Annotated in this window: 19 protein-coding genes and 2 pseudogenes; 16 read left to right on the top strand and 5 right to left on the bottom strand. The window is 61.6% G+C overall.

The window, feature by feature from the left end:
• The first annotated feature begins 176 nt into the window (after positions 1 to 176).
• The 7 genes from prfB (at position 177) to PSH91_RS05350 (ending at position 7095) form a co-directional block, all read left to right on the top strand.
• Positions 177 to 1272 (top strand): peptide chain release factor 2 gene (gene prfB / locus PSH91_RS05320; RefSeq protein WP_107321555.1). Its coding sequence is split into 2 segments (ribosomal slippage): positions 177 to 248 and positions 250 to 1272, totalling 1095 coding nucleotides; the frame shifts between segments, so codons are not numbered across the junction.
• Positions 1273 to 1381: 109 nt separating this feature from the next.
• The gene (gene lysS, locus PSH91_RS05325) at positions 1382 to 2884 is read left to right on the top strand and encodes a lysine--tRNA ligase (protein ID WP_107321556.1); all 1503 of its coding nucleotides are present in this window, start codon (positions 1382 to 1384) and stop codon (positions 2882 to 2884) included.
• A gap of 102 nt (positions 2885 to 2986) precedes the next feature.
• Entirely contained in the window at positions 2987 to 3703 is a 717-nt protein-coding gene (locus tag PSH91_RS05330; protein WP_047227527.1) for a TetR/AcrR family transcriptional regulator, read from the top strand.
• A gap of 154 nt (positions 3704 to 3857) precedes the next feature.
• Positions 3858 to 4412: a hypothetical protein gene (locus PSH91_RS05335; RefSeq protein ID WP_076386205.1), complete on the top strand. Its 555-nt coding sequence runs from the start codon at positions 3858 to 3860 to the stop codon at positions 4410 to 4412.
• Between the two features lie 36 nt (positions 4413 to 4448).
• Entirely contained in the window at positions 4449 to 5726 is a 1278-nt protein-coding gene (locus PSH91_RS05340; protein ID WP_047227529.1) for a flavohemoglobin expression-modulating QEGLA motif protein, read from the top strand.
• Positions 5727 to 5863: 137 nt separating this feature from the next.
• A complete protein-coding gene (locus PSH91_RS05345; RefSeq protein WP_076386204.1) occupies positions 5864 to 6769 on the top strand; it encodes an alpha/beta hydrolase in 906 nt (301 codons plus the stop codon).
• Positions 6766 to 7095, top strand: a complete 330-nt coding sequence (locus PSH91_RS05350; protein WP_047227531.1) for a hypothetical protein — start codon at positions 6766 to 6768, stop codon at positions 7093 to 7095. The genes PSH91_RS05345 and PSH91_RS05350 overlap by 4 nt, the downstream gene beginning before the upstream one ends.
• 179 nt (positions 7096 to 7274) lie before the next feature.
• Here the strand turns inward: PSH91_RS05350 and PSH91_RS05355 are convergent, their stop codons facing one another.
• The 3 genes from PSH91_RS05355 to PSH91_RS05365 form a co-directional block, all read right to left on the bottom strand.
• Complete coding sequence (locus PSH91_RS05355; RefSeq protein WP_305468505.1) at positions 7275 to 8063, bottom strand: OmpA family protein; 789 nt, start codon at positions 8061 to 8063, stop codon at positions 7275 to 7277.
• A gap of 51 nt (positions 8064 to 8114) precedes the next feature.
• Positions 8115 to 8528, bottom strand: coding sequence for a DUF4398 domain-containing protein (locus PSH91_RS05360; protein ID WP_047227532.1), 414 nt, complete (start codon positions 8526 to 8528; stop codon positions 8115 to 8117).
• A 340-nt stretch (positions 8529 to 8868) separates the two neighbouring features.
• A complete protein-coding gene (locus tag PSH91_RS05365; protein ID WP_047227533.1) occupies positions 8869 to 9213 on the bottom strand; it encodes a hypothetical protein in 345 nt (114 codons plus the stop codon).
• A 189-nt stretch (positions 9214 to 9402) separates the two neighbouring features.
• Here PSH91_RS05365 and ppc point away from each other — a divergent pair.
• The 7 genes and pseudogenes from ppc to PSH91_RS05400 all read left to right on the top strand — a co-directional run bounded on the left by ppc (position 9403) and on the right by PSH91_RS05400 (position 16750).
• A pseudogene (ppc, locus tag PSH91_RS05370) lies at positions 9403 to 12037 on the top strand (phosphoenolpyruvate carboxylase).
• Positions 12038 to 12327: 290 nt separating this feature from the next.
• Complete coding sequence (adk, locus tag PSH91_RS05375; RefSeq protein WP_047227535.1) at positions 12328 to 12978, top strand: adenylate kinase; 651 nt, start codon at positions 12328 to 12330, stop codon at positions 12976 to 12978.
• Positions 12979 to 13072: 94 nt separating this feature from the next.
• Complete coding sequence (gene tsaB, locus PSH91_RS05380; protein ID WP_047227536.1) at positions 13073 to 13750, top strand: tRNA (adenosine(37)-N6)-threonylcarbamoyltransferase complex dimerization subunit type 1 TsaB; 678 nt, start codon at positions 13073 to 13075, stop codon at positions 13748 to 13750.
• A 261-nt stretch (positions 13751 to 14011) separates the two neighbouring features.
• Entirely contained in the window at positions 14012 to 14320 is a 309-nt protein-coding gene (locus PSH91_RS05385) for a hypothetical protein (RefSeq protein ID WP_047227537.1), read from the top strand.
• The gene (locus tag PSH91_RS05390; protein WP_305467524.1) at positions 14320 to 15180 is read left to right on the top strand and encodes a DUF72 domain-containing protein; all 861 of its coding nucleotides are present in this window, start codon (positions 14320 to 14322) and stop codon (positions 15178 to 15180) included. The genes PSH91_RS05385 and PSH91_RS05390 overlap by 1 nt, the downstream gene beginning before the upstream one ends.
• 33 nt (positions 15181 to 15213) lie before the next feature.
• The gene (locus PSH91_RS05395; protein WP_305467526.1) at positions 15214 to 16035 is read left to right on the top strand and encodes an oxaloacetate decarboxylase; all 822 of its coding nucleotides are present in this window, start codon (positions 15214 to 15216) and stop codon (positions 16033 to 16035) included.
• A 16-nt stretch (positions 16036 to 16051) separates the two neighbouring features.
• Positions 16052 to 16750: an extensin family protein gene (locus PSH91_RS05400; RefSeq protein ID WP_047227540.1), complete on the top strand. Its 699-nt coding sequence runs from the start codon at positions 16052 to 16054 to the stop codon at positions 16748 to 16750.
• A gap of 1 nt (position 16751) precedes the next feature.
• Here the strand turns inward: PSH91_RS05400 and PSH91_RS05405 are convergent, their stop codons facing one another.
• Positions 16752 to 17372, bottom strand: a complete 621-nt coding sequence (locus tag PSH91_RS05405; RefSeq protein ID WP_107321564.1) for an energy transducer TonB — start codon at positions 17370 to 17372, stop codon at positions 16752 to 16754.
• A 108-nt stretch (positions 17373 to 17480) separates the two neighbouring features.
• Between PSH91_RS05405 and PSH91_RS05410 the strand changes: the two are divergent.
• A pseudogene (locus PSH91_RS05410) lies at positions 17481 to 18265 on the top strand (class I SAM-dependent methyltransferase).
• Between the two features lie 120 nt (positions 18266 to 18385).
• Here the strand turns inward: PSH91_RS05410 and PSH91_RS05415 are convergent.
• Positions 18386 to 19030: a TetR/AcrR family transcriptional regulator gene (locus PSH91_RS05415; RefSeq protein ID WP_047227543.1), complete on the bottom strand. Its 645-nt coding sequence runs from the start codon at positions 19028 to 19030 to the stop codon at positions 18386 to 18388.
• A 94-nt stretch (positions 19031 to 19124) separates the two neighbouring features.
• Between PSH91_RS05415 and PSH91_RS05420 the strand changes: the two genes are divergently transcribed.
• Positions 19125 to 20225 (top strand): efflux RND transporter periplasmic adaptor subunit, encoded by a 1101-nt coding sequence (locus tag PSH91_RS05420; RefSeq protein WP_305467528.1) that lies wholly within the window; start codon positions 19125 to 19127, stop codon positions 20223 to 20225.
• Positions 20226 to 20228 lie beyond the last annotated feature (3 nt).

A 20228-nucleotide genomic window follows, 5' to 3' on the forward strand; every position in this document is an offset into this window, starting at 1 on the left:
CTCGGTGAGTCAGTTGACTGAGCTGTGTTTTTTTAGGGCTGCTGCGCAGCCCAGCGGGAGCAAGCTCCCTCGCCACAAGAATTGGTGTCCCTAAAGCCGCCAGGCGGGCTGCCGCTGGCGCTTGATTACGTTATACTCGCCGGCTTTCAAAAGTTCGCCAACGAGTGCTGCCCGCCATGGAAATCAACCCGATCCTGAACACCATCAAGGACCTGTCCGAGCGCTCCGAAACTATTCGGGGGTATCTTTGACTACGATCAAAAGCATGAGCGTCTGACCGAAGTCAATCGCGAGCTTGAAGATCCGAATGTCTGGAACAACCCGTCGTACGCCCAGGAACTGGGCCGCGAGCGCGCTGCGCTGGCGCAGATCGTCGAGACCCTGGATGAAATGTCCAGCGGCCTGGCCGACTGCCGCGACCTGTTGGACATGGCTGTCGAAGAAAACGATGAAGGTGCCGTCGGCGATGTCGTCGCCGAGCTGACACGCCTCGAGGAGGCGTTGGCCAAGCTGGAATTCCGGCGCATGTTCAGTGGCGAGATGGATGCCAACAACGCCTACCTGGACATCCAGGCCGGTTCCGGCGGCACCGAAGCCCAGGACTGGGCCAACATCCTGCTGCGCATGTACCTGCGCTGGGCCGACAAACGCGGCTTCGACGCGACCATCATGGAACTGTCGGCCGGTGAAGTCGCCGGAATCAAGGGTGCCACCGTGCACATCAAGGGCGAATACGCCTTTGGCTGGCTGCGCACCGAGATCGGCGTCCATCGCCTGGTGCGCAAAAGTCCGTTCGACTCCGGTAACCGTCGTCACACGTCGTTCTCGGCGGTGTTCGTTTCGCCGGAAATCGATGACAACATCGAAATCGACATCAACCCGTCGGACCTGCGCATCGACACTTACCGTTCCTCCGGGGCCGGTGGCCAGCACGTTAACACCACCGACTCGGCCGTACGGATTACCCACGTACCGACCAACACCGTGGTCAGTTGCCAGAACGAACGCTCCCAGCACGCGAACAAAGACACCGCGATGAAAATGCTGCGGGCCCGTTTGTACGAGCAGGAAGTGCAGAAGCGCAACGCGGCGTCCCAGGCCCTGGAAGACACCAAGTCGGACATCGGCTGGGGTCACCAGATCCGTTCGTATGTACTTGACGCCTCGCGGATCAAGGACCTGCGCACCAGCATCGAACGCAGCGACTGTGACAAGGTGCTCGACGGCGACATCGACGAATACCTGATCGCCAGCCTCAAACAAGGGCTGTAACGCGACCCCCATGCGGCGGACAGGCACGCTTCCAACCAGGAGCGAGGCCTGGCCGCAAACTCCGGCCCGGGGCCGGGGGCAACGAACCTGTGATGGAATCTTTAAAGACATGAGCGACCTAGAACTCGACCCGCAAGCCCTGCAACAGGAAGAAAACTCCCTGATCGCCCTGCGCAAGGAAAAGCTTGCTGCCGAGCGCGCCAAGGGCCAGGCCTTCCCCAACGACTTCCGCCGCGACGCCTACTGCGACGTCTTGCAGAAGCAGTATGCGGACAAGACCAAGGAAGAGCTGGCCGAGGCGGCGATTCCAGTCAAGGTGGCCGGTCGTATCATGCTCAACCGTGGTTCGTTCATGGTGATCCAGGACATGACCGGGCGCATCCAGGTCTACGTCAACCGCAAGACCCTGCCGGAAGAAACCCTGGCCGCCGTCAAGACCTGGGACCTGGGCGACATCATTGCCGCCGAAGGCACCCTGGCCCGTTCCGGCAAGGGCGACCTGTACGTCGAAATGACCAACGTGCGCCTGCTGACCAAGTCCCTGCGCCCACTGCCGGACAAGCACCACGGCCTGACCGACACCGAGCAACGCTATCGTCAGCGTTACGTCGACCTGATCGTCAACGAAGACGTGCGCCAGACCTTCCGCGTGCGCTCGCAGGTCATCGCCCACATCCGCAGCTTCCTGATGAAGCGTGACTTCCTTGAAGTCGAAACGCCGATGCTGCAGACCATCCCCGGCGGTGCGGCGGCCAAGCCGTTCGAAACCCACCACAACGCCCTGGACATGGAAATGTTCCTGCGTATCGCGCCAGAGCTGTACCTCAAGCGCCTGGTGGTGGGTGGCTTCGAGAAAGTCTTCGAGATCAACCGCAACTTCCGTAACGAAGGCGTTTCGACCCGGCACAACCCCGAGTTCACCATGCTCGAGTTCTACCAGGCCTACGCCGACTACGAAGACAACATGGACCTGACCGAGGAGCTGTTCCGCGAACTGGCGCAGCTGGTGCTCGGGACCACCGACGTGCCGTACGGCGACAAGGTGTTCCATTTCGGCGAACCGTTCGTGCGCCTGTCGGTGTTCGACTCGATCCTCAAGTACAACCCGGACATCACCGCGGCCGACCTGCAGGACATCGAAAAGGCCCGCGCCATCGCCAAGAAGGCCGGCGCCAAGGTGCTCGGCTTCGAGGGTCTGGGCAAGCTGCAAGTGATGATTTTCGAAGAGTTGGTCGAGCACAAGCTGGAGCAGCCGCATTTCATCACCCAGTACCCGTTCGAAGTGTCGCCGCTGGCCCGTCGCAATGACGAGAACCCAAGCGTGACCGACCGTTTCGAGCTGTTCATCGGTGGTCGCGAAATCGCCAACGCCTACTCCGAGCTCAACGACGCAGAAGATCAGGCAGAGCGTTTCATGGCCCAGGTGGCCGACAAGGACGCCGGCGACGACGAGGCCATGCACTACGATGCCGACTTCGTTCGCGCCCTTGAGTACGGCATGCCGCCGACGGCCGGCGAAGGCATCGGCATCGATCGCCTGGTGATGTTGCTGACCAACTCACCGTCGATCCGGGATGTCATTCTTTTCCCGCACATGCGGCCCCAAGCGTAAGTGTTTCAATTAAAAAGCCGCCTCGAACAGGCGGCTTTTTATTGCCTGTCTGGTACAAACGTATCAATTGGTTAATTTTGAAATAGCGAGGAAAGACCTGTCGTGAATCGTGTAATGGCTCCAGAAGGTGCGGCGGGCGTCGCCACTGCTGTCGCTGAAAGTGTTCAGTACCAGGGTCGCAAGGCCAGCCGGCAGGGCAGTGAACAGCGTCGCCAGGAGATTCTCGATGCGGCCATGCGCATTGTGGTGCGTGATGGTGTGCGGGCGGTACGCCACCGCGCCGTGGCCGCCGAAGCGGGTGTGCCGCTGTCGGCCACGACTTATTATTTCAAGGACATCGATGACCTGTTGACCGATACCTTCGCCCAGTACGTGGAGCGCAGCGCGGCGTTCATGGCCAAGTTGTGGACCAACAATGAAGGCCTGCTGCGGGAGATGGTTGCCTACGGAGACGGCAGCGCCGAATCCCGCTCGCAGCTGGCGGACGACATCGCCCGGATGACCGCCGACTACGTGCAGCATCAATTGCACAGCCGGCGCGAATACCTGATGGCGGAACAGGCTTTTCGTCAGGAAGCGCTGCTCAACCCGCGCCTGGCGGAGCTGGTGCGCTCTCACCAGCAGATCCTGTTGCACGGCACTTGTCAGTTTTTCCAGGTTTTGGGCTCGCGTGAACCCCAGCAGGATGCCAAAGTGTTGACGGCGATTATCGGACGGATGGAATATCAAGGCTTGCTCAATGGCGCCGAGCCGGTAGCGGCAGAAGAAATGCTCGGCATCCTGACCCGCTACATGCATCTGGTATTGGCGTCGGTTTAGTTTTTCAGGAGCACCACATGTGGCGAGGGAGCTTGCTCCCGCTGGGCTGCGTAGCGGCCCCTTTTGTGAGCGCTGCGCACTCAAGCGGGAGCAAGCTCCCTCGCCACAAAGGCTCCTCACAAAGACTAGGCGCCGTATGCCATAGGGAGTTCAAATGAAAGCCTGGCGTGCCGTTGTAATGGCCGTGTCGTTGCTGCTGCTCAGTGGCTGCCTGGTGTCCTTCAAGGCGCCGTTGCCCGACAGCGAAGCCGCGCCCCAAGGGCTGGTCGGCCACTGGACCAGTACCAACGCCTGGGGCGAGCCGCTCAATCTGGAGTTGGTCGAAGTGGGCCCCCGCCGTTATCAAGCCGTCACCTACTTCAGGGCCAGGCCTCTGGAGCGCGAAGCCATCCCGGTGACCGTCTCCCGTCACGGCAGCCGCTGGTATCTGTCGGCCAAGGTGCCGGCCCGCTTTGGAGGGCATTTCGTGATCGCCGGTTTTGAACTGACCGACAAGCAGGAACTGGTGATCTACAACCTGGATATGGATCAGATCAACCAGGCCATCAGCCAGAAGATCCTCAGTGGCCAGCCGAACCAGAGCGAAGAAGGTGACGGCGTGCTGGTGGACAGCGACATGGGGACGGTTTTCCGTTACCTCGACGACCCGGCCAACTCCGATGTGTTCTCGGAGGCCGTGCGCTACCAGCGGCTGGTCAAATCCCAATAATTGCAACAAGCGGACGTTTTTTCACAGGAGTTCCGGGTGGACGATTACCAGCAGACGATACGCACCTTGTCCGATCGCATTGTGCTGGCGCAAACGCCGATTCGCATTCTCGACGCAGTAAAGTGGGACGAAAGCATCCGCAAGGGTTTCCTCAAGGCCAAGGGCAAGGAAATGCCCGCCGTGGACCGCGACTATTACCTCAACCGGCCCCTGTCGTTCGATTCCAGCAAAGTGAAACTCGAATTCCAGAACATCGAACGCGACATCACCCGTCAACTCGGGCAGTTCAACCCGGTCGGCCAGATCATGCGTCGCATGTGCAAGGAATACCGCATGGTGGTGCGCATGCTCGAAGCACGCGGCACCGAGGATTTCGGGCTGATCTCCCAGGAGTTGTATGGTGCCGCCTCCGATGCGTTCCATGCCGGCGACCCGACCCTGGCTGACCTGGGCTTGATGCTGTCCGATTACCTGAACAACATTGACGGCCGTGGCGATCTGAAGGATGAGCCGAAGATTCTGACCGCCCAGGACGCTGTCAGCCTGCTGCAGCATCGCCTCAACCGGGTCTTTGGCGAGGCCGAGGAAACCATCCGGGTGTTCGAGTCCGACGGGATCGTGGCCGATGCGGCGGCTGGCGCCGATTACATCAAGATTCGCACCGATGCGATGTTCAACGACCGTGACGTTCGGGCCCTGGAAGTCCATGAAGGTCTGGTGCACGTCGGCACCACCCTCAATGGCCTGAATCAGCCGATCTGCACCTTCCTGTCCAAGGGGCCACCCTCGTCCACGGTGACCCAGGAAGGCCTGGCGATCCTGATGGAGATCATTACCTTCGCCTCTTACCCAAGTCGCCTGCGCAAGCTGACCAATCGCACCCGGGCCATTCACATGGTGGAGGAGGGGGCGGACTTTCTGCAGATATACGAGTTCTTCCGTGAGCAGGGCTTTGAGATGGGCGAAAGCTACGGCAACGCCAGCCGGGTTTTCCGTGGTTCGGTGCCGACGGGTCTGCCATTCACCAAAGACTTGTCCTACCTCAAGGGCTTCATCATGGTTTACAACTACATTCAGCTGGCCGTACGCAAAGGCAAGCTGGAGCAGGTGCCGCTGTTGTTCTGCGGTAAAACCACCCTTGAAGACATGCGCACGATGCGCCAACTCGTGGACGAAGGCCTGGTCGTGCCGCCCAAATACCTGCCGGAACAGTTCCGCGACATGAACGCGCTGTCGGCCTGGATGTGTTTCTCCAACTTCCTCAACCACCTGAGCCTGGACCGGATCGAAGCGGATTATTCCAATATCCTTTGAGCACCCTGTGGGAGCGAGCTTGCTCGCGATAGCGGCGGGCCAGTCACAGCCGTATTGACTGTACTGACGCTATCGCGAGCAAGCTCGCTCCCACAGGGGGGACTGCGTTTCACTTCTGACTTGCGAGGTTTCACCGGATGCGAACCCTCGGCATCTTATGCCTGCTGCTGACCCTGAGCGGTTGCAGTTCCCTGCTGTTCTACCCCGAACGCGGCCTGCCTTTTACCCCGGAACGGGCCAAGCTCGACTACCGCGACGTCACCCTGACCACCGCCGACGGTGTCAGGCTCCACGGCTGGTGGCTGCCGGTCAAACCAGGGGTGGAGGTCAAGGGCACGGTACTGCACTTGCACGGCAACGGCGGCAACCTGGCCTGGCATCTGGGGGGGAGCTGGTGGTTGCCCGAGCAGGGTTACCAGGTATTGATGGTGGATTACCGCGGTTACGGCCGCTCCGAAGGCGAGCCGAGCCTGCCGGCGATCTATCAGGACATCGACGCGGCGTTCAAATGGCTCGACCAGGCGCCACAGGTTCAAGGCAAGCCTCTGGTGCTGCTCGGCCAGAGCCTGGGCGGCGCGCTGGCGGTGCATTACCTGGCCGATCATCCCGAGCGTCAGCCGCAACTCAAGGCCTTGGTGCTCGATGGCGTGCCCGCCAGTTATCGCGACGTAGGGCGTTTCGCCCTGAGTACTTCATGGCTGACCTGGGCATTGCAGGTGCCGCTGTCCTGGCTGGTGCCCGACGGTGACAGTGCAATCGGTTCGGTGGCGCAATTGAAGGGCGTACCGAAATTGATCTACCACAGCCTCGATGACCCCATCGTGCCTCTTTCCAACGGCATCCGTCTGTATCAAGCTGCGCCGCCGCCCCGGGTCCTGCAACTGACTCGCGGTGGGCATGTGCAGACATTCGCCGACCCGGTCTGGCGAACGGTGATGCTGCGCTATCTCGACGACCCCTGGCACTTTGACGGCCTGCGCCGCCTGGGCGAGATCCCGAATTATCCGAAATCATCCGTTGAATCTTCAGAGAGCCCGCAATGAGCGAAGAACGTAACGCCATCCCCCTGATCATCACCGGTATCTGCAGCATCCTCGGCACCGTCGCGGTGCTCTGGTACTACGGCTACCTGCACTTCGCCAAGCCCGAGGATGCGTTGCTGCTCAACGAGTTCACCATGCTCAAGACCGTGCCGGGCGAAGACTACAAAGTCGCCCTGGAGCCGGCTCCACAAGTTGCCCAGTGCATCGATGGCGTACTGGTGCTGTTCGACACCGAACAGAAAGGCCTGACCGGCGTGCTGATCAATGAGAAGAAGCGTGCGGTGCGCTGCATGGGGCAGGAGACGCCGCAGAAGCTTGAGCCATAACCCAGCCTCAATTTCCCTGTGGGAGCGAGCCTGCTCGCGATAGCGGTGGACCAGTTGCAACTGCATTGACTGACCCACCGCTATCGCGAGCAAGCTCGCTCCCACAAGGGAAATGTGTTGGCCGATAAAAAAGCCCCGCCTGATCACGTCAGGCGGGGCTTTTGCTTGCAGTCAGCCGATCAGTTGGCGCTAATGGTCGAGCGCGGGGCGACTGGCTGGTTGTCGTTGGAGATGGTCACCTCGACCCGACGGTTCATGGCACGGCCCGAGACGCTGGTGTTGTCCGCTACCGGGAATTCCTTGCCGTAACCCTGGGTCACGATGCGCGCCGGGTCGACGCCCATTTTCACCAGAGCCATACGCACGGAGCTGGCGCGGCGCTCGGACAGCGACTGGTTGTAGGAGTCCGAACCGGTGCTGTCGGTGTAACCTTCGACAATCACCTTGCGGTCGGGATTTTCCTGGAGGAACTGGGCCAGTTTATTCACGTTGACCAGGCCGCTGGAACGCAGCTCGGACTTGTTGGTGGCAAACAGCACGTCACCGAAGGTCACCAGCGTGCCGCGTTCGGTCTGCTTGGCGTTGAGGCTGTCTTGCAGTTGCTTGATCTGCGCGTTACGGGCCTCGAGCAATGCGCGGGCGCGTTCATCACCGGCGTTTTTCAGCTCGGCTTCGGCGGTGCGCAGGGCGATGGTCTGCTTGGCCACCTCCACGCGCTGGTTGGTCAGATAGGCCAACTGGTCGACCTTGGCTTCATCTTCCTTGTCCATATAAGCCTTGTCGGCTTTGGCCAGGAAGTCGGCGGCGTCCTTGGTTTCCAGAGCCGCAACCTTGGTCGCCGCCGGGTCAGCCTGCAGACCGTTGTAGTTGGTACGGGCCTGTTCCAGATTAGCGTTCGGATCTGTGGAACACGCGGCCAGCGAGACGCAGGCGGCCAGCAGGGCGGGGATCATCAAGTGTTTGTGCATCATAGTCTGTCGTCCTTTTATCAATGAGAAGTACGTCGCGGCGTGAACGGCTTACTGAAGCTTGTTCATGCCTTCCTGACGCAGTTCCTGAACCCCTTTCTGGGAGTCCTTGAGAGCCTGTTCGGCCTTGGCGGCCTGGGCCTTGCGCTCAGCGACGCGGGCGTCCCACTCGGCCTGCTCGGCCAGACGCTTGGCTTCTTCGTAGTTCTTGTCGTGCATCGCGATCTCGGCCTGCTTGAGCTTGTCCTGGGCCGACTTCATTTCCACGGCGGCGAATTCGGTACCGCCGGCGCTGACGGCGCTGTTGACCGCCGATTGGGTCACCGCGTACTGCTCCGAGGGCGGGTTGCCGGCGCAACCGGCGAGGATGAAGCTGCTACCGATAGCCAGGGCAGCCAACTTCAGGCCGCGCAGGCCAGTGGATGAGGGTTTGGCAGTGCAGGTATTCATAGGCTTCAACTCCATTGGAAAACTCCTGAAAAAACTACAGATCCATGCTGGGACCGAAGCCGGGACGTCTGTTTCGGCGCTGGCGCCGGGGCGCGTTTATTTAAACGACCGTTCCAGTATGGTTACTCGGTGTGACCTGAGGCGTTTTTCAAAAGTTCAGCGAGGATGGCCAATCGCCAAAAGTTTTGCTGACTGATTGGTCAGCGCCAGAAAAGCTGAACTTTCAAGGCGCGTAGCGGTATTCCCGGCGTAGGAGCCGTGCGTTTTTTGTGGGGGACGCGTGTAGGAACTGGCGAAGGTTGCGATCTTTTGACCTGGCGTCTGGGAAAGATCGCAGCCCCGCTCCTAAAGAAAATTAGTGCTTGGACTTGTCATTCTGCGAGGAGAGTTGATGCAGATGACGCCGCGACAGAGCGAGAAAACGCGGGGTCGGGCCGACGTCTTCGTAGAGCGGGTCACCCTCTTCATCGGTGGCCACCACTTGCGAGCCCTTGATGTAAGGGAAGCTGGCTTCCAGTTCTTCCAGCGCCGCCCCGATCAATTCGCCGAGCAGTTCCTCGGGTTGGCGCTTGGGGTACATCTCGCAGATCGCCGCCAGTCGTGCGGCGGCCTCCACGTCCAGGTGAATGGTGTAGCCGGTCTGGGTCAGGCAACCCTTGGCGTTTTCTTCCCAGTGTTGGGCGAGCTCACGGATTTTCATGATGGCCTCAATAGCCCGCGGATGGCAGGCGCGCAGAGTGACAAGCCGTTGTGTGGCTTACTGTTAAGACTAGCTTTGTCCGACAAGGTTTAATGTCCCCTCGTCGCTTGTCATAAACGTCTTGCGTCGGCACTCTCTGTAAAACGTCTAACCCAAGAGCTGTCCGGACCTTTTGCTGGAGAACTGCTGATGACCGATATCGATGCACGCTTGCGCGAGGATGTTCACCTGCTCGGCGAGCTGCTGGGCAACACCATCCGCGAACAGTACGGGGACAGGTTTCTCGACAAGATCGAGCAGATCCGCAAGGGTGCCAAGGCCGATCGACGCGGCTCCATGGACGCCGAACTGAGCGCCAGCCTCAATCAGTTGGGCGAGGACGAACTGCTGCCGGTGGCGCGGGCGTTCAATCAGTTCCTCAACCTGGCCAACATCGCCGAGCAGTATCAACTTATCCACCGACGCGAAGAGTCCAAACCGGCACCGTTCGAGGCGCGGGTGCTGCCCGAACTGCTTGCTCGGTTGCGGGCCGAGGGCCATGGCGCCGAGTCCCTGGCGCGGCAATTGGGACGGCTGGAAATCGAGCTGGTACTCACCGCCCACCCCACGGAAGTGGCCCGGCGCACGCTGATCCAGAAATACGATGCCATCGCCGCGCAACTGGCGGCCCAGGACCACCGCGATCTCACCAGCGCCGAGCGTGCGCAGATCCACGAGCGTCTGCAACGGCTGATCGCCGAAGCCTGGCATACCGAAGAAATACGCCGCACCCGGCCGACCCCGGTGGACGAGGCCAAGTGGGGCTTTGCGGTGATCGAACATTCGCTGTGGCAAGCCATTCCCAACTACCTGCGCAAGGCCGATCAGGCCCTGCATGCCGCCACCGGCTTGCGCCTGCCGCTGGAGGCTGCACCGATCCGCTTTGCCTCGTGGATGGGCGGCGACCGGGATGGCAACCCCAATGTCACCGCTGCGGTAACCCGCGAAGTGCTGTTGCTGGCGCGGTGGATGGCGGCAGATCTGTACCTGCGCGACGTTGATCATCTGGCGGCTGAGCTGTCCATGCAAAAAGCCAGCGAGGCTTTGCGCGCCCAGGCCGGTGATAGCGCTGAACCCTACCGTGCCGTGCTCAAGCAATTGCGTGAACGCCTGCGCGCCACGCGCAATTGGGCGCACGCGTCCCTGAAAGTCACCACCCCAGCCTCTGCCGATGTGTTGCAGAACAACCGCGAACTGCTGGACCCGCTGGAGCTTTGCTACCAGTCCCTGCACGAGTGCGGTATGGGCGTGATCGCCGACGGGCCGCTGCTCGACTGCTTGCGCCGGGCGGTGACGTTCGGGTTGTTCCTGGTGCGCCTCGATGTACGCCAGGACTCCACGCGCCACAGCGCAGCCATGACTGAAATCACTGACTACCTGGGCCTGGGCCGCTATGAGGACTGGAGCGAGGAGCAGCGCATCAGCTTTCTGCTGGAGGAGCTGAACAACCGGCGTCCGCTTTTGCCCGCTCATTTCAAACCGTCGGCCGATACGGCGGAAGTCCTGGCCACGTGCCGGGAAGTGGCGGCGGCGCCGGCGGCGTCCCTGGGCTCGTACGTGATCTCGATGGCGGGCGCCGCTTCCGATGTGCTCGCGGTGCAGCTCTTGTTGAAAGAGGCCGGCGTGTTGCGACCCATGCGGGTGGTGCCGCTGTTCGAGACCCTGGCCGACCTGGACAACGCCGGGCCGGTGATCGAGCAATTGTTGCTGCTGCCGGGCTATCGCTCGCGGCTGCAAGGGCCTCAGGAGGTGATGATCGGCTATTCCGATTCGGCCAAGGATGCCGGCACGACAGCGGCGGCCTGGGCACAGTATCGAGCCCAGGAACGGCTGGTGGACATTTGTCGCGAACAGCAAGTCGAACTGCTGTTGTTCCATGGCCGGGCCGGAGGCACCGTGGGGCGTGGCGGCGGTCCGGCTCACGCGGCGATTCTGTCGCAACCGCCGGGTTCGGTGGCCGGGCGGTTCCGTACCACTGAGCAGGGTGAAATGATTCGTTTCAAATTTGGCCTGCCGGACATCGCCGAACAGAATCTCAATCTGTACCTCGCCGCCGTGCTGGAAGCGACACTGCTGCCACCGCCGCCGCCCACTCCTCAGTGGCGTCATCTGATGGATGAACTGGCGGCCGACGGGGTCAAGGCTTACCGCGCCGTGGTGCGGGAAAAATCCGCAATTCGTCGAGTATTTCCGCCAGTCCACACCGGAGCAGGAACTGGGCCGTCTGCCGCTGGGCAGCCGGCCGGCCAAGCGCCGGGCCGGAGGCATCGAAAGCCTGCGGGCGATCCCGTGGATCTTCGGCTGGACCCAGACGCGCCTGATGCTGCCGGCCTGGCTCGGCTGGGAAACCGCCCTGGGCAAGGCGCTGGAGCGCGGCGAGGGCGAGTTGCTGGGGCAGATGCGCGAACAATGGCCGTTTTTCCGCACCCGCATCGACATGCTGGAGATGGTGCTGGCCAAGGCCGACGCGGACATCGCGCGCTCCTACGATGAGCGTTTGGTCGAACCTGGGTTGCTACCGTTGGGCGAGCATTTACGCGACCTATTGTCGCAGGCGTGCTCGGTGGTCCTGGGGTTGACCGGTCAGTCGCAGCTACTGGCACATAGCCCTGACACTCTGGAATTCATTCGCCTGCGCAACACCTACCTCGACCCGTTGCACCTGTTGCAGGCTGAACTGCTTGCCCGTTCGCGGCAGCAGGAAGTTGCCCAGGGCAGCCCCGTGGAACAGGCGCTTCTGGTGTCTGTGGCGGGGATTGCCGCCGGTTTGCGCAACACCGGCTAAGGTTAAGCGGCGTACCGAAACGGCCCGCCCGGTATCCCCCGGGCGGAGGCCGGGTGGGCAGGGAGGAGGTCGGTCGGGCGACAGTTTGTTGTCCGGTTGCGACGATCGCCACCTCCTCCCAAGGTCGCGTCAGGCGCGGGTTCCTTCGACTTTCGGCGGCTTGTGTGGGTCGGGCCTGCTGTGTATCTTGATCAGCCTTTGGCCGTTTGGGCGGTCACGATCCTGTTTTCCGAGATTGGCCCCACGAGGCGAATCCGAGCGTTTACATAAAAAAATTGAGGAGCACATCGATGCGCGTCATTCTGCTGGGAGCTCCCGGGGCCGGTAAAGGTACTCAGGCAAAGTTCATCACCGAAAAATTCGGTATCCCGCAAATCTCCACTGGCGACATGCTGCGTGCCGCGGTCAAGGCCGGCACCGAGCTGGGCGTCAAGGCCAAGAGCATCATGGATGCCGGCGGCCTGGTGTCGGATGACCTGATCATCGCGCTGGTCCAGGATCGCATCGCTCAAGCCGATTGCGCCAACGGCTTCCTGTTCGACGGTTTCCCGCGCACCATTCCGCAGGCCGAAGCCTTGGTTACGGCTGGCGTGGAGTTGGATCACGTTGTCGAAATCGCCGTCGACGACGAAGAGATCGTTCAACGCATTGCCGGTCGTCGTGTCCACGAGCCGTCCGGCCGTGTCTACCACACCGTCTATAACCCGCCGAAACTCGCCGGCAAGGACGACATCACCGGTGAAGCACTGGTGCAGCGCAAGGACGACACCGAAGAAACCGTGCGCCATCGCCTGTCGGTCTACCATTCCCAGACCAAGCCGCTGGTGGAGTTCTACCAGAAGCTGTCCGCCAAGACCCAGGGCAAGCCCAAGTACAGCTACATCGCGGGCGTTGGTTCGGTTGAAGCGATCACCGGCAAGGTGCTTGAAGCACTGAGCTGACAAGTCTGCTGTGCAGCAAATAACAACGGCCCGCTTGCGGGCCGTAGTTGTTTATACTGGCGCACTTTTCCCCATCTGATTTACGGACACACCGATGAGCACCTTGCTGGCCCTGGATACCGCGACTGAAGCTTGCTCCGTTGCCTTGCTGCACGACGGCAAGGTCACGAGCCATTACGAGGTGATCCCGCGCTTGCACGCCCAGAAGCTGCTGCCGATGATCCAGCAATTGCTCAGCGATGCAGGGACCACCTTGCAGGCGGTGGATGCGATTGCCTTTGGTCGTGGGCCGGGAGCGTTCACTGGCGTGCGCATTGCCGTCGGCGTGGTGCAGGGCCTGGCGTTTGCCCTGGAGCGGCCGGTGTTGCCGGTGTCCAACCTGGCGGTACTCGCCCAGCGCGCCTTGCGTGAACAGGGCGTCAGCCAGGTCGCGGCGGCCATCGATGCGCGCATGGATGAGGTGTATTGGGGCTGCTACCGCGAGTCCGAGGGTGAGATGCGCCTGGTGGGCGCCGAAGCGGTGCTCCCCCCCGAAGCGGCGGCGTTGCCTGCCAACGCCAGCGGCGACTGGTTCGGCGCCGGGACCGGTTGGGGCTACGGCGAGCGGATTGCCGTCCCCCTCAGCGGCCAGGACGCCTCGATGCTGCCCCATGCCGAAGACCTGCTGACCCTGGCCCGCTTCGCCTGGGAGCGCGGCGAAGCCATCCCGGCCGACGATGCACAACCGGTGTACTTACGGGACAAGGTTGCAACACCCAAATCCGAACGGTAGACCCAGGCGTTGTGAGAGCAAAGCTTGCTCGCGATACGGGGGCCCCGGTTCTCCGGCGGACCGCGTCATCTTCATCGCGGGCAAGCCTTGCTCCTACAAAGTCATTTGCTCCCCCAAAAGTCACGCCCAATATTACCAGTCGTCATTTTTTCGAGCCGGTTTTAAACCTTTTTGACTTTATGTGCTCTAGTTATCACTTGCGCATTTGCGCGGCTGTGAAAGTGCCGCTAAATTGCCATCATTGATACCGAGCATTCTGTTATGCGTATAGACGGCGTTTCATCCCAGTCCTACCCCATCAAACGCAGGCCTCGTGCAGGCAAAGTTGCTGCGGATGAGTCCTTCGATGACATCGATGGCGAACTGGAATTTCCGTCCGAAGAGCAGTTGGCCGCTCGCGCTGCCAAAGCCTCGGCGCAACGCCTGAGCAATCTTCCGGCCCGTCAGCAAGACATGCTGTATCACCGCGCGATGAGCCGCAGTGTATCCGCGGCCCTGGCCAGCTACCTGAGCACTGCCGGTTTCGTTGACTGGGATATGGAAGTGCTGGGACTCGATCTCTACATCTGATGGGGTTGCCTTACTACCTGGGCTGCCCGTCCTGGAGCGAAAACGCCTGGCGCGATTATCTTTATCCGCAAGACGCCAAAAGCTCCGATTTCCTGAACCTCTATTCTCAAGTGTTCAATGCCGTGGAAGGCAATACGACCTTCTACGCCAGCCCCTCTGCGGCCATCGTTCAGCGCTGGGCGCAGACCATGCCCGAGCAGTTTCGCTTCACCGCCAAGTTGCCCGGTGACATCAGCCACAATGGCGATTTGCGTGAGCACCTGACGGCCATCGAAACCTTCGTGCAATTGCTCAGCCCCCTGGGCGAACGGGTTTCACCGTTCTGGTTGCAGCTATCCAAGGCCTTTACCCCGAATCGCTTGCCGGAGCTGGCGGGCTTCATCGATGCCTTTGAGCGACCCTTGGCCGTGGAGGTCCGTCACGGTGACTTCTTTGCCAAGGGCGATGCAGAACGACAGCTCAACCGCCTGCTCCTTGATCGCGGGGTAGAACGCATCTGTCTGGATCCCCGGGCATTGTTCAGTTGCACCTCGACCGATCCTGCCGTGCTCCATGCTCAATCGAAGAAACCGCGCGTACCGCCCCGGCCGACCGCGTTCACCCACTGCCCGCAGGTGCGTTTCATCGGCCATCCAGTGCTGGAGGCCAACGAACCGTTCCTGACCCCCTGGGTGGAAAAAATCGCCGGGTGGATCGAAGAGGGGCGCACGCCTTATATCTTTCTGCACACCGCCGACAACGTGCTGGCGGCCAAACTCGCGCGACACTTTCATCGCCGATTGATGAGCCGTTTGCCTGGCTTGCCGGCCCTGCCTGAGCTATACAGAGAGCCCGCCGCCGAGCAACTGGGTTTGCTCTGAGGCGAAAATTTCCTCTGCCCAGGAGTGATTTCCATGGATGCGCAAACCCGTCGAGCCCAGGCCTTCAAAGCCTTGCATGAACGCGAAGGCGCGTTCGTCATTCCCAACCCGTGGGACGCCGGTTCGGCAAAGATGCTTGCCAGTCTCGGCTTCGAGGCCCTGGCCACCACCAGTGCCGGTTACGCTTTTTCCCTGGGACGGCCCGATGGTGCGGCGGGGCTGGATGACACCCTGGCCAATGTCCGGGCGATTGTGGCGGCCACTGACTTGCCAGTGGCGGTCGATCTGGAGAACGGCTTCGCCGATGCCCCCGAGGCGTGCGCCAGCAGCCTGATCCGCGCGGCGCAGGCCGGCGCGGTGGGTGGCTCGATCGAAGATGCCACAGGGCGCGAAGACAGCCCGATCTATGGCTTCGAGCATGCCGTGGCGCGGGTTAAAGCTGCGGCTGACGCGGTGCGCAGTCTGCCGTATCCCTTTGTGCTGACCGCCCGGGCGGAGAATTTTCTGCACGGCAAGCCCGACCTGGATGACACCCTTGCCCGCCTGAAGGCGTTCGCCGATGCCGGTGCCGACGTGCTCTATGCCCCAGGCTTGCGCTCGGCCGAGCAGGTGCTGGCGGTGGTCCGGGCGCTGGCGCCGAAACCGGTGAATGTGTTGATGTCCGGGGCGCTGGACCTGACGGTTGCGCAGCTGAGCGAGATGGGCGTCAAGCGCATCAGTGTCGGGTCCGCGCTGGCCCTGGCGGCGTATGGCGAGTTTTTCCGCGCCGCCGAGGAAATCCGCGAACAGGGCTCGTTCACCTTCACCCGTCGTTCGATGCCCTTCAACCAGGCCAACCAATTATTCAAGGGTTGAGGCCCGAGGCATTGTCGTGCGGGTTTTGAAAGGTTTTACGCTATTGGTGCTGGTTGTTGGCGTCGCAGTGCTGGGGGTATGGCGCGGTTGGCTGTCGGTGCCGCCACAATGGAATCCCTGGGCGCCCCTGGACGTCAATGCGCCGCCGAACCTGCTGACCCGTTACAAACTCATGGCCCTGCGCAACGATCCGCAGTTATGCGACCAGGCGCTCGCGACCTCGGGGCTGCGGGCCACCCGCCAGGCCGACAGCAGTCCCCAGGCCAGTTGCCCGCTGAGCAATGTGCTGAGGGTGCAGGGCGGCGAGGTGGCGTTGAGCAGCAGCTTCCTGGCCAGTTGCCCGCTGGCGGTGGCGTTCGCCTTGTTTGAACGTCACGCGCTGCAGCCGGCGGCGCTGGCGACCTATGGGCAGGAAGTGGTGCAGGTCGATCATCTGGGCAGTTTCGCCTGTCGCAATATGTACGGTCGGGAGAGCGGGGCGCGCAGCCAGCATGCCACGGCCAGTGCGCTGGATATCGCCGGGTTTCGCCTGGCGGACGGCCGTCGCGTGAACGTGCTCAAGGACTGGCCGAAGGACAACACCCACGCCCAATTCCTGCGCCAGGTGCGCGACGGTGCCTGTGACGTGTTCAATGTGGTCTTGAGTCCGGATTACAACGCGGCGCACCGCAACCATTTTCATCTGGATGTCGGGCCGTGGTGGATTTGCCGTTGATTCAGGCGGCGATGCGCAGGTTCTGCAACACGATCGGGCGTGCCCAGCGGGTATCGAAGTCCAGTTGCTTCTGCTGTGCCACCAGTTCCTCTTCCGGGAACGGCGGGAACGGCTTGTCCAGCAGGTCCAGTTCGAATTCGGCAATCGGCAGGTGCAGAGGACGTGGCTGAGGCGCAGGTCCCGGTTCTGGCAGCGGTTGGCCGGCGGCAAGCACCAGAGGGCGAACCCAGTTGCTTTCGAAGGTCTGCTGTTTTTGCTGGGTGGCGATTTCTTCCGGCGGGAACGGCGGGAAGGGTTTGTCCAGCAGGTCGAGTTCAAATTCAGCGATTGGCAGGAACAGCGGCTCAGGCGGTTTGACTTGGGTTTCTGTCACTTGGCAGTTGCGCTGGCTGACAATGTGCTCGAGCAATTCGGCGCCGAGGGTCGGTTCAACAGCCTCATCGAGGGCAACTGGCTGGTAGCTGCCAGGCGCCGGTGCGTTATCACCCAGTTGATCGGCCAGGGCCCGGGCAAAAAAATCCTGCCACAGGTGACTGACGCCGCTCAGGGCTTGGGTGTTGCGCAGGCTGTAATCGCCGTAAGGGGAGATGACGCCTATCGATGTGGATTGAATGTCTGACATTTTTCTCGGTCGACGCTCAGCTCTGGCAAAATGCCGTTCACCGTTGTTATCGGCCGTTTTTGCCGATCCTTAATTTTTTGAGCATGTTTCCAAGAATGAACAACTTCCATGAGTGATCAACCCGCGGCCTGCCGCATCCATGTTGAGGCCCTGGCCCCGGCCTTCCAGCCGCAGGCCGAGCACTGGGCACAGCGCCTTGACCTGCCGTTGCAGGTGGACGATGGCGAGTTTGCCTTGCAGGTCGGTGAGCAGGGGTTGCAATTGCAGCAACTGGGGCCGGATGCGCCGGGACCGGTGCGGGTGGACTTCGTCGAAGGCGGCGCGGCCCATCGCCGCTTGTACGGCGGCGGTAGCGGCCAGATGATCGCCAAAGCCGTCGGTGTGGCCCAGGGCGTACGTCCGCGTGTTGCTGGATGCCACGGCCGGGTTGGGCAAGGATGCGTTTGTGCTGGCCAGCCTGGGCTGTGAAATGAGCCTGATCGAGCGCCAGCCGCTGATCGGCGCATTGCTCGAGGATGGCCTGGCCCGAGGCTCGGAGGACTTCGACGTGGCGCCGATCGTCGCCCGCATGCGGTTGCTCAAGGGCAATTCCATCGAGGTGATGCGCAACTGGCAAGGCGAGCCGCCCCAGGTGATCTACCCTGGACCCGATGTTCCCTCATCGTGAGAAAACGGCCCTGGTGAAGAAGGAAATGCGCCTGTTCCGGCCGCTGGTGGGCGACGACCTGGACGCTCCGGCGTTGTTGGCCGCGGCCCTGGCCCTGGCGACTCACCGCGTCGTGGTCAAGCGCCCGCGCAAGGCACCGTGCATCGAAGGGCCAAAACCCAGCCACGGGCTCGAGGGTAAATCCAGCCGCTACGACATCTATCCCAAGAAGGCGCTCAAGGCCTGAGACCGCGTCGCCTCCATCGCGAGCAGGCTCGCTCCCACAGATGTGTGTTGTGTTAACTACACCTTACCCTGTGGGAGCGAGCCTGCTCGCGATGAGGCCCGCCCAGCCGGCGAGAATCTATCAGATGATCTGCGGCCGATAAGCGCGCATAAACAACCCCACCACTTCCTCGACATGAGCCTCGGCCGCTGCGGCTTCCAACGGTGCGCCGCAGCCATACAGCAAGCGGAAATTCGCCGCACCCTTGATCAGGCAGAAGAAGTGTTCCGCCGCATTGCGCGGTTTGTCGATGCTCAGGGCGCCGCTCTGGTTGACCTTGTTCAGCAGCCTTTCCATGCCTGAGAGCATGCGTTGCGGGCCTGCTTCAAAGAAGATCGTCGACAGCTGCGGGTCCTGACTGCCCAAGGCCATGATCAACCGATGCAGGTTCACCGATTCGTCGCTGTTGATCAGTTGGTGAAAACCACGGGCAATGTTCAGCAACACATGTTCGATCGGTACGCCGTCAGGCCATTCGAAGAAAAGCGGCGGCACTTGCTCTTCACACTTAGCCACCACGGCAGCGGAAAACAGCGTTTCCTTGTCGTTGAAGTGGCTGTAGACCGTCAGCTTCGACACACCGGCCTCGGTGGCGACCGCGTCCATGCTGGTGTTGGCATACCCCAGGCTGACGAAGAGTTTTTTTGCCGCGTCGAGAATGGCCTGGCGCTTGGCCAGATCCTTCGGACGGCCTGGGCCGTTGGGAGGTGAAAGATTGTTCGACATTATTCGCTTTTAATACTGGACTGGTGAGTTTGCTATTAATAACATACTCGTCAGTATAATTATTCCAAGCACCATTAGCGAAAGGTCACTCGCCATGTTCCGCTATGCCTTGCCCCTCGCCCTGCCAGTGAGCCTGGTTTTTTTATTGTCTGCGTGTGGTCAGGACGAACCCGTGTCCCTTGCCGTGCGCCCCGCCATGGTGGTGCAGCCAGAGCCTTCGGGCCAGGCGATGGAAAGTTATCCGGGGGAAGTCAGGGCGCGATTCGAGCCCGACCTGGCCTTTCGCATCGGCGGCAAAGTAAGCCGACGACTGGTCGAAGAGGGCCAGCGAGTCAAGGCCAACCAGCCCCTGGCCGAGCTCGATCCCCAGGACGTGCGCCTGCAGCTGGAAGCCACCCGTGCCCAAGTCGCCGCCGCCGAAGCCAACCTGAACCTGGTGCGCGCTGAACGTGATCGCTACAAAACCTTGATGGAGCGGCAGATGGTCAGCCGCTCCCAGTACGACAACGCAGAAAACCTCTACCGCTCCGGTGCCGCGCGGCTCAAGCAGATCAAGGCTGAATACGATGTCGCCAGCAACCAGGCCAGTTACTCGGTGCTGCGTGCGCCACAGGATGGCGTGGTTGCCCGGCGTTCCGTGGAGGTCGGGCAGGTGGTATCGGCCGGTCAAACGGTCTTCACCCTCGCCACTGACGGCGAGCGTGAAGTGCTGATCAGCCTGCCGGAGCAGGGCTTTGGCCGGTTCAAGATTGGTCAGCCGGTCTCGGTGGAGTTATGGAGCCAGCCCGATCAGCGTTTCAGCGGACGCATCCGCGAACTGTCGCCAGCCGCCGATCCCAGATCCCGCACCTTCGCCGCTCGCGTTGCCTTCACCGCCGGCAGTGTTCCGGCTGAGTTGGGCCAGAGTGCCCGAGTGTTTATCCAGACCGGCGACCAGGTGTCGCTGTCGGTGCCGCTGTCTGCACTCACCGCCGAGAACGGCGCCACTTACGTGTGGGTAGTCAACGGCAATAACACCCTGAAAAAAGTCCCGGTGCGCGTCGGCCCGTTTGGCGAAAAAACCGTTCCGGTGCTTGAAGGGCTGAGCCCCAATGACTGGGTCGTCGCAGCCGGTGTGCACGTGCTCCTCGACGGCCAGCAGGTGCGGCCGGTGGATCGCTCCAACCGCGTGGTCAATCTGGCGGCCAAGGAGTAATCC

The sequence above is a fragment of the Pseudomonas sp. FP1154 genome (assembly GCF_030687245.1).
Classification (GTDB): domain Bacteria; phylum Pseudomonadota; class Gammaproteobacteria; order Pseudomonadales; family Pseudomonadaceae; genus Aquipseudomonas; species Aquipseudomonas rhizophila.

Coding starts and splice junctions, on each gene's coding strand:
- lysS (WP_107321556.1), top strand. CDS start 1,382: ATGAGCGACCTAGAACTCGACCCGCAAGCCCTGCAACAGGAAGAAAAC.
- PSH91_RS05335 (WP_076386205.1), top strand. CDS start 3,858: ATGAAAGCCTGGCGTGCCGTTGTAATGGCCGTGTCGTTGCTGCTGCTC.
- PSH91_RS05345 (WP_076386204.1), top strand. CDS start 5,864: ATGCGAACCCTCGGCATCTTATGCCTGCTGCTGACCCTGAGCGGTTGC.
- PSH91_RS05350 (WP_047227531.1), top strand. CDS start 6,766: ATGAGCGAAGAACGTAACGCCATCCCCCTGATCATCACCGGTATCTGC.
- PSH91_RS05355 (WP_305468505.1), bottom strand. CDS start 8,063: ATGCACAAACACTTGATGATCCCCGCCCTGCTGGCCGCCTGCGTCTCG.
- PSH91_RS05360 (WP_047227532.1), bottom strand. CDS start 8,528: ATGGAGTTGAAGCCTATGAATACCTGCACTGCCAAACCCTCATCCACT.
- PSH91_RS05365 (WP_047227533.1), bottom strand. CDS start 9,213: ATGAAAATCCGTGAGCTCGCCCAACACTGGGAAGAAAACGCCAAGGGT.
- adk (WP_047227535.1), top strand. CDS start 12,328: ATGCGCGTCATTCTGCTGGGAGCTCCCGGGGCCGGTAAAGGTACTCAG.
- tsaB (WP_047227536.1), top strand. CDS start 13,073: ATGAGCACCTTGCTGGCCCTGGATACCGCGACTGAAGCTTGCTCCGTT.
- PSH91_RS05385 (WP_047227537.1), top strand. CDS start 14,012: ATGCGTATAGACGGCGTTTCATCCCAGTCCTACCCCATCAAACGCAGG.
- PSH91_RS05390 (WP_305467524.1), top strand. CDS start 14,320: ATGGGGTTGCCTTACTACCTGGGCTGCCCGTCCTGGAGCGAAAACGCC.
- PSH91_RS05395 (WP_305467526.1), top strand. CDS start 15,214: ATGGATGCGCAAACCCGTCGAGCCCAGGCCTTCAAAGCCTTGCATGAA.
- PSH91_RS05405 (WP_107321564.1), bottom strand. CDS start 17,372: ATGTCAGACATTCAATCCACATCGATAGGCGTCATCTCCCCTTACGGC.
- PSH91_RS05415 (WP_047227543.1), bottom strand. CDS start 19,030: ATGTCGAACAATCTTTCACCTCCCAACGGCCCAGGCCGTCCGAAGGAT.
- PSH91_RS05420 (WP_305467528.1), top strand. CDS start 19,125: ATGTTCCGCTATGCCTTGCCCCTCGCCCTGCCAGTGAGCCTGGTTTTT.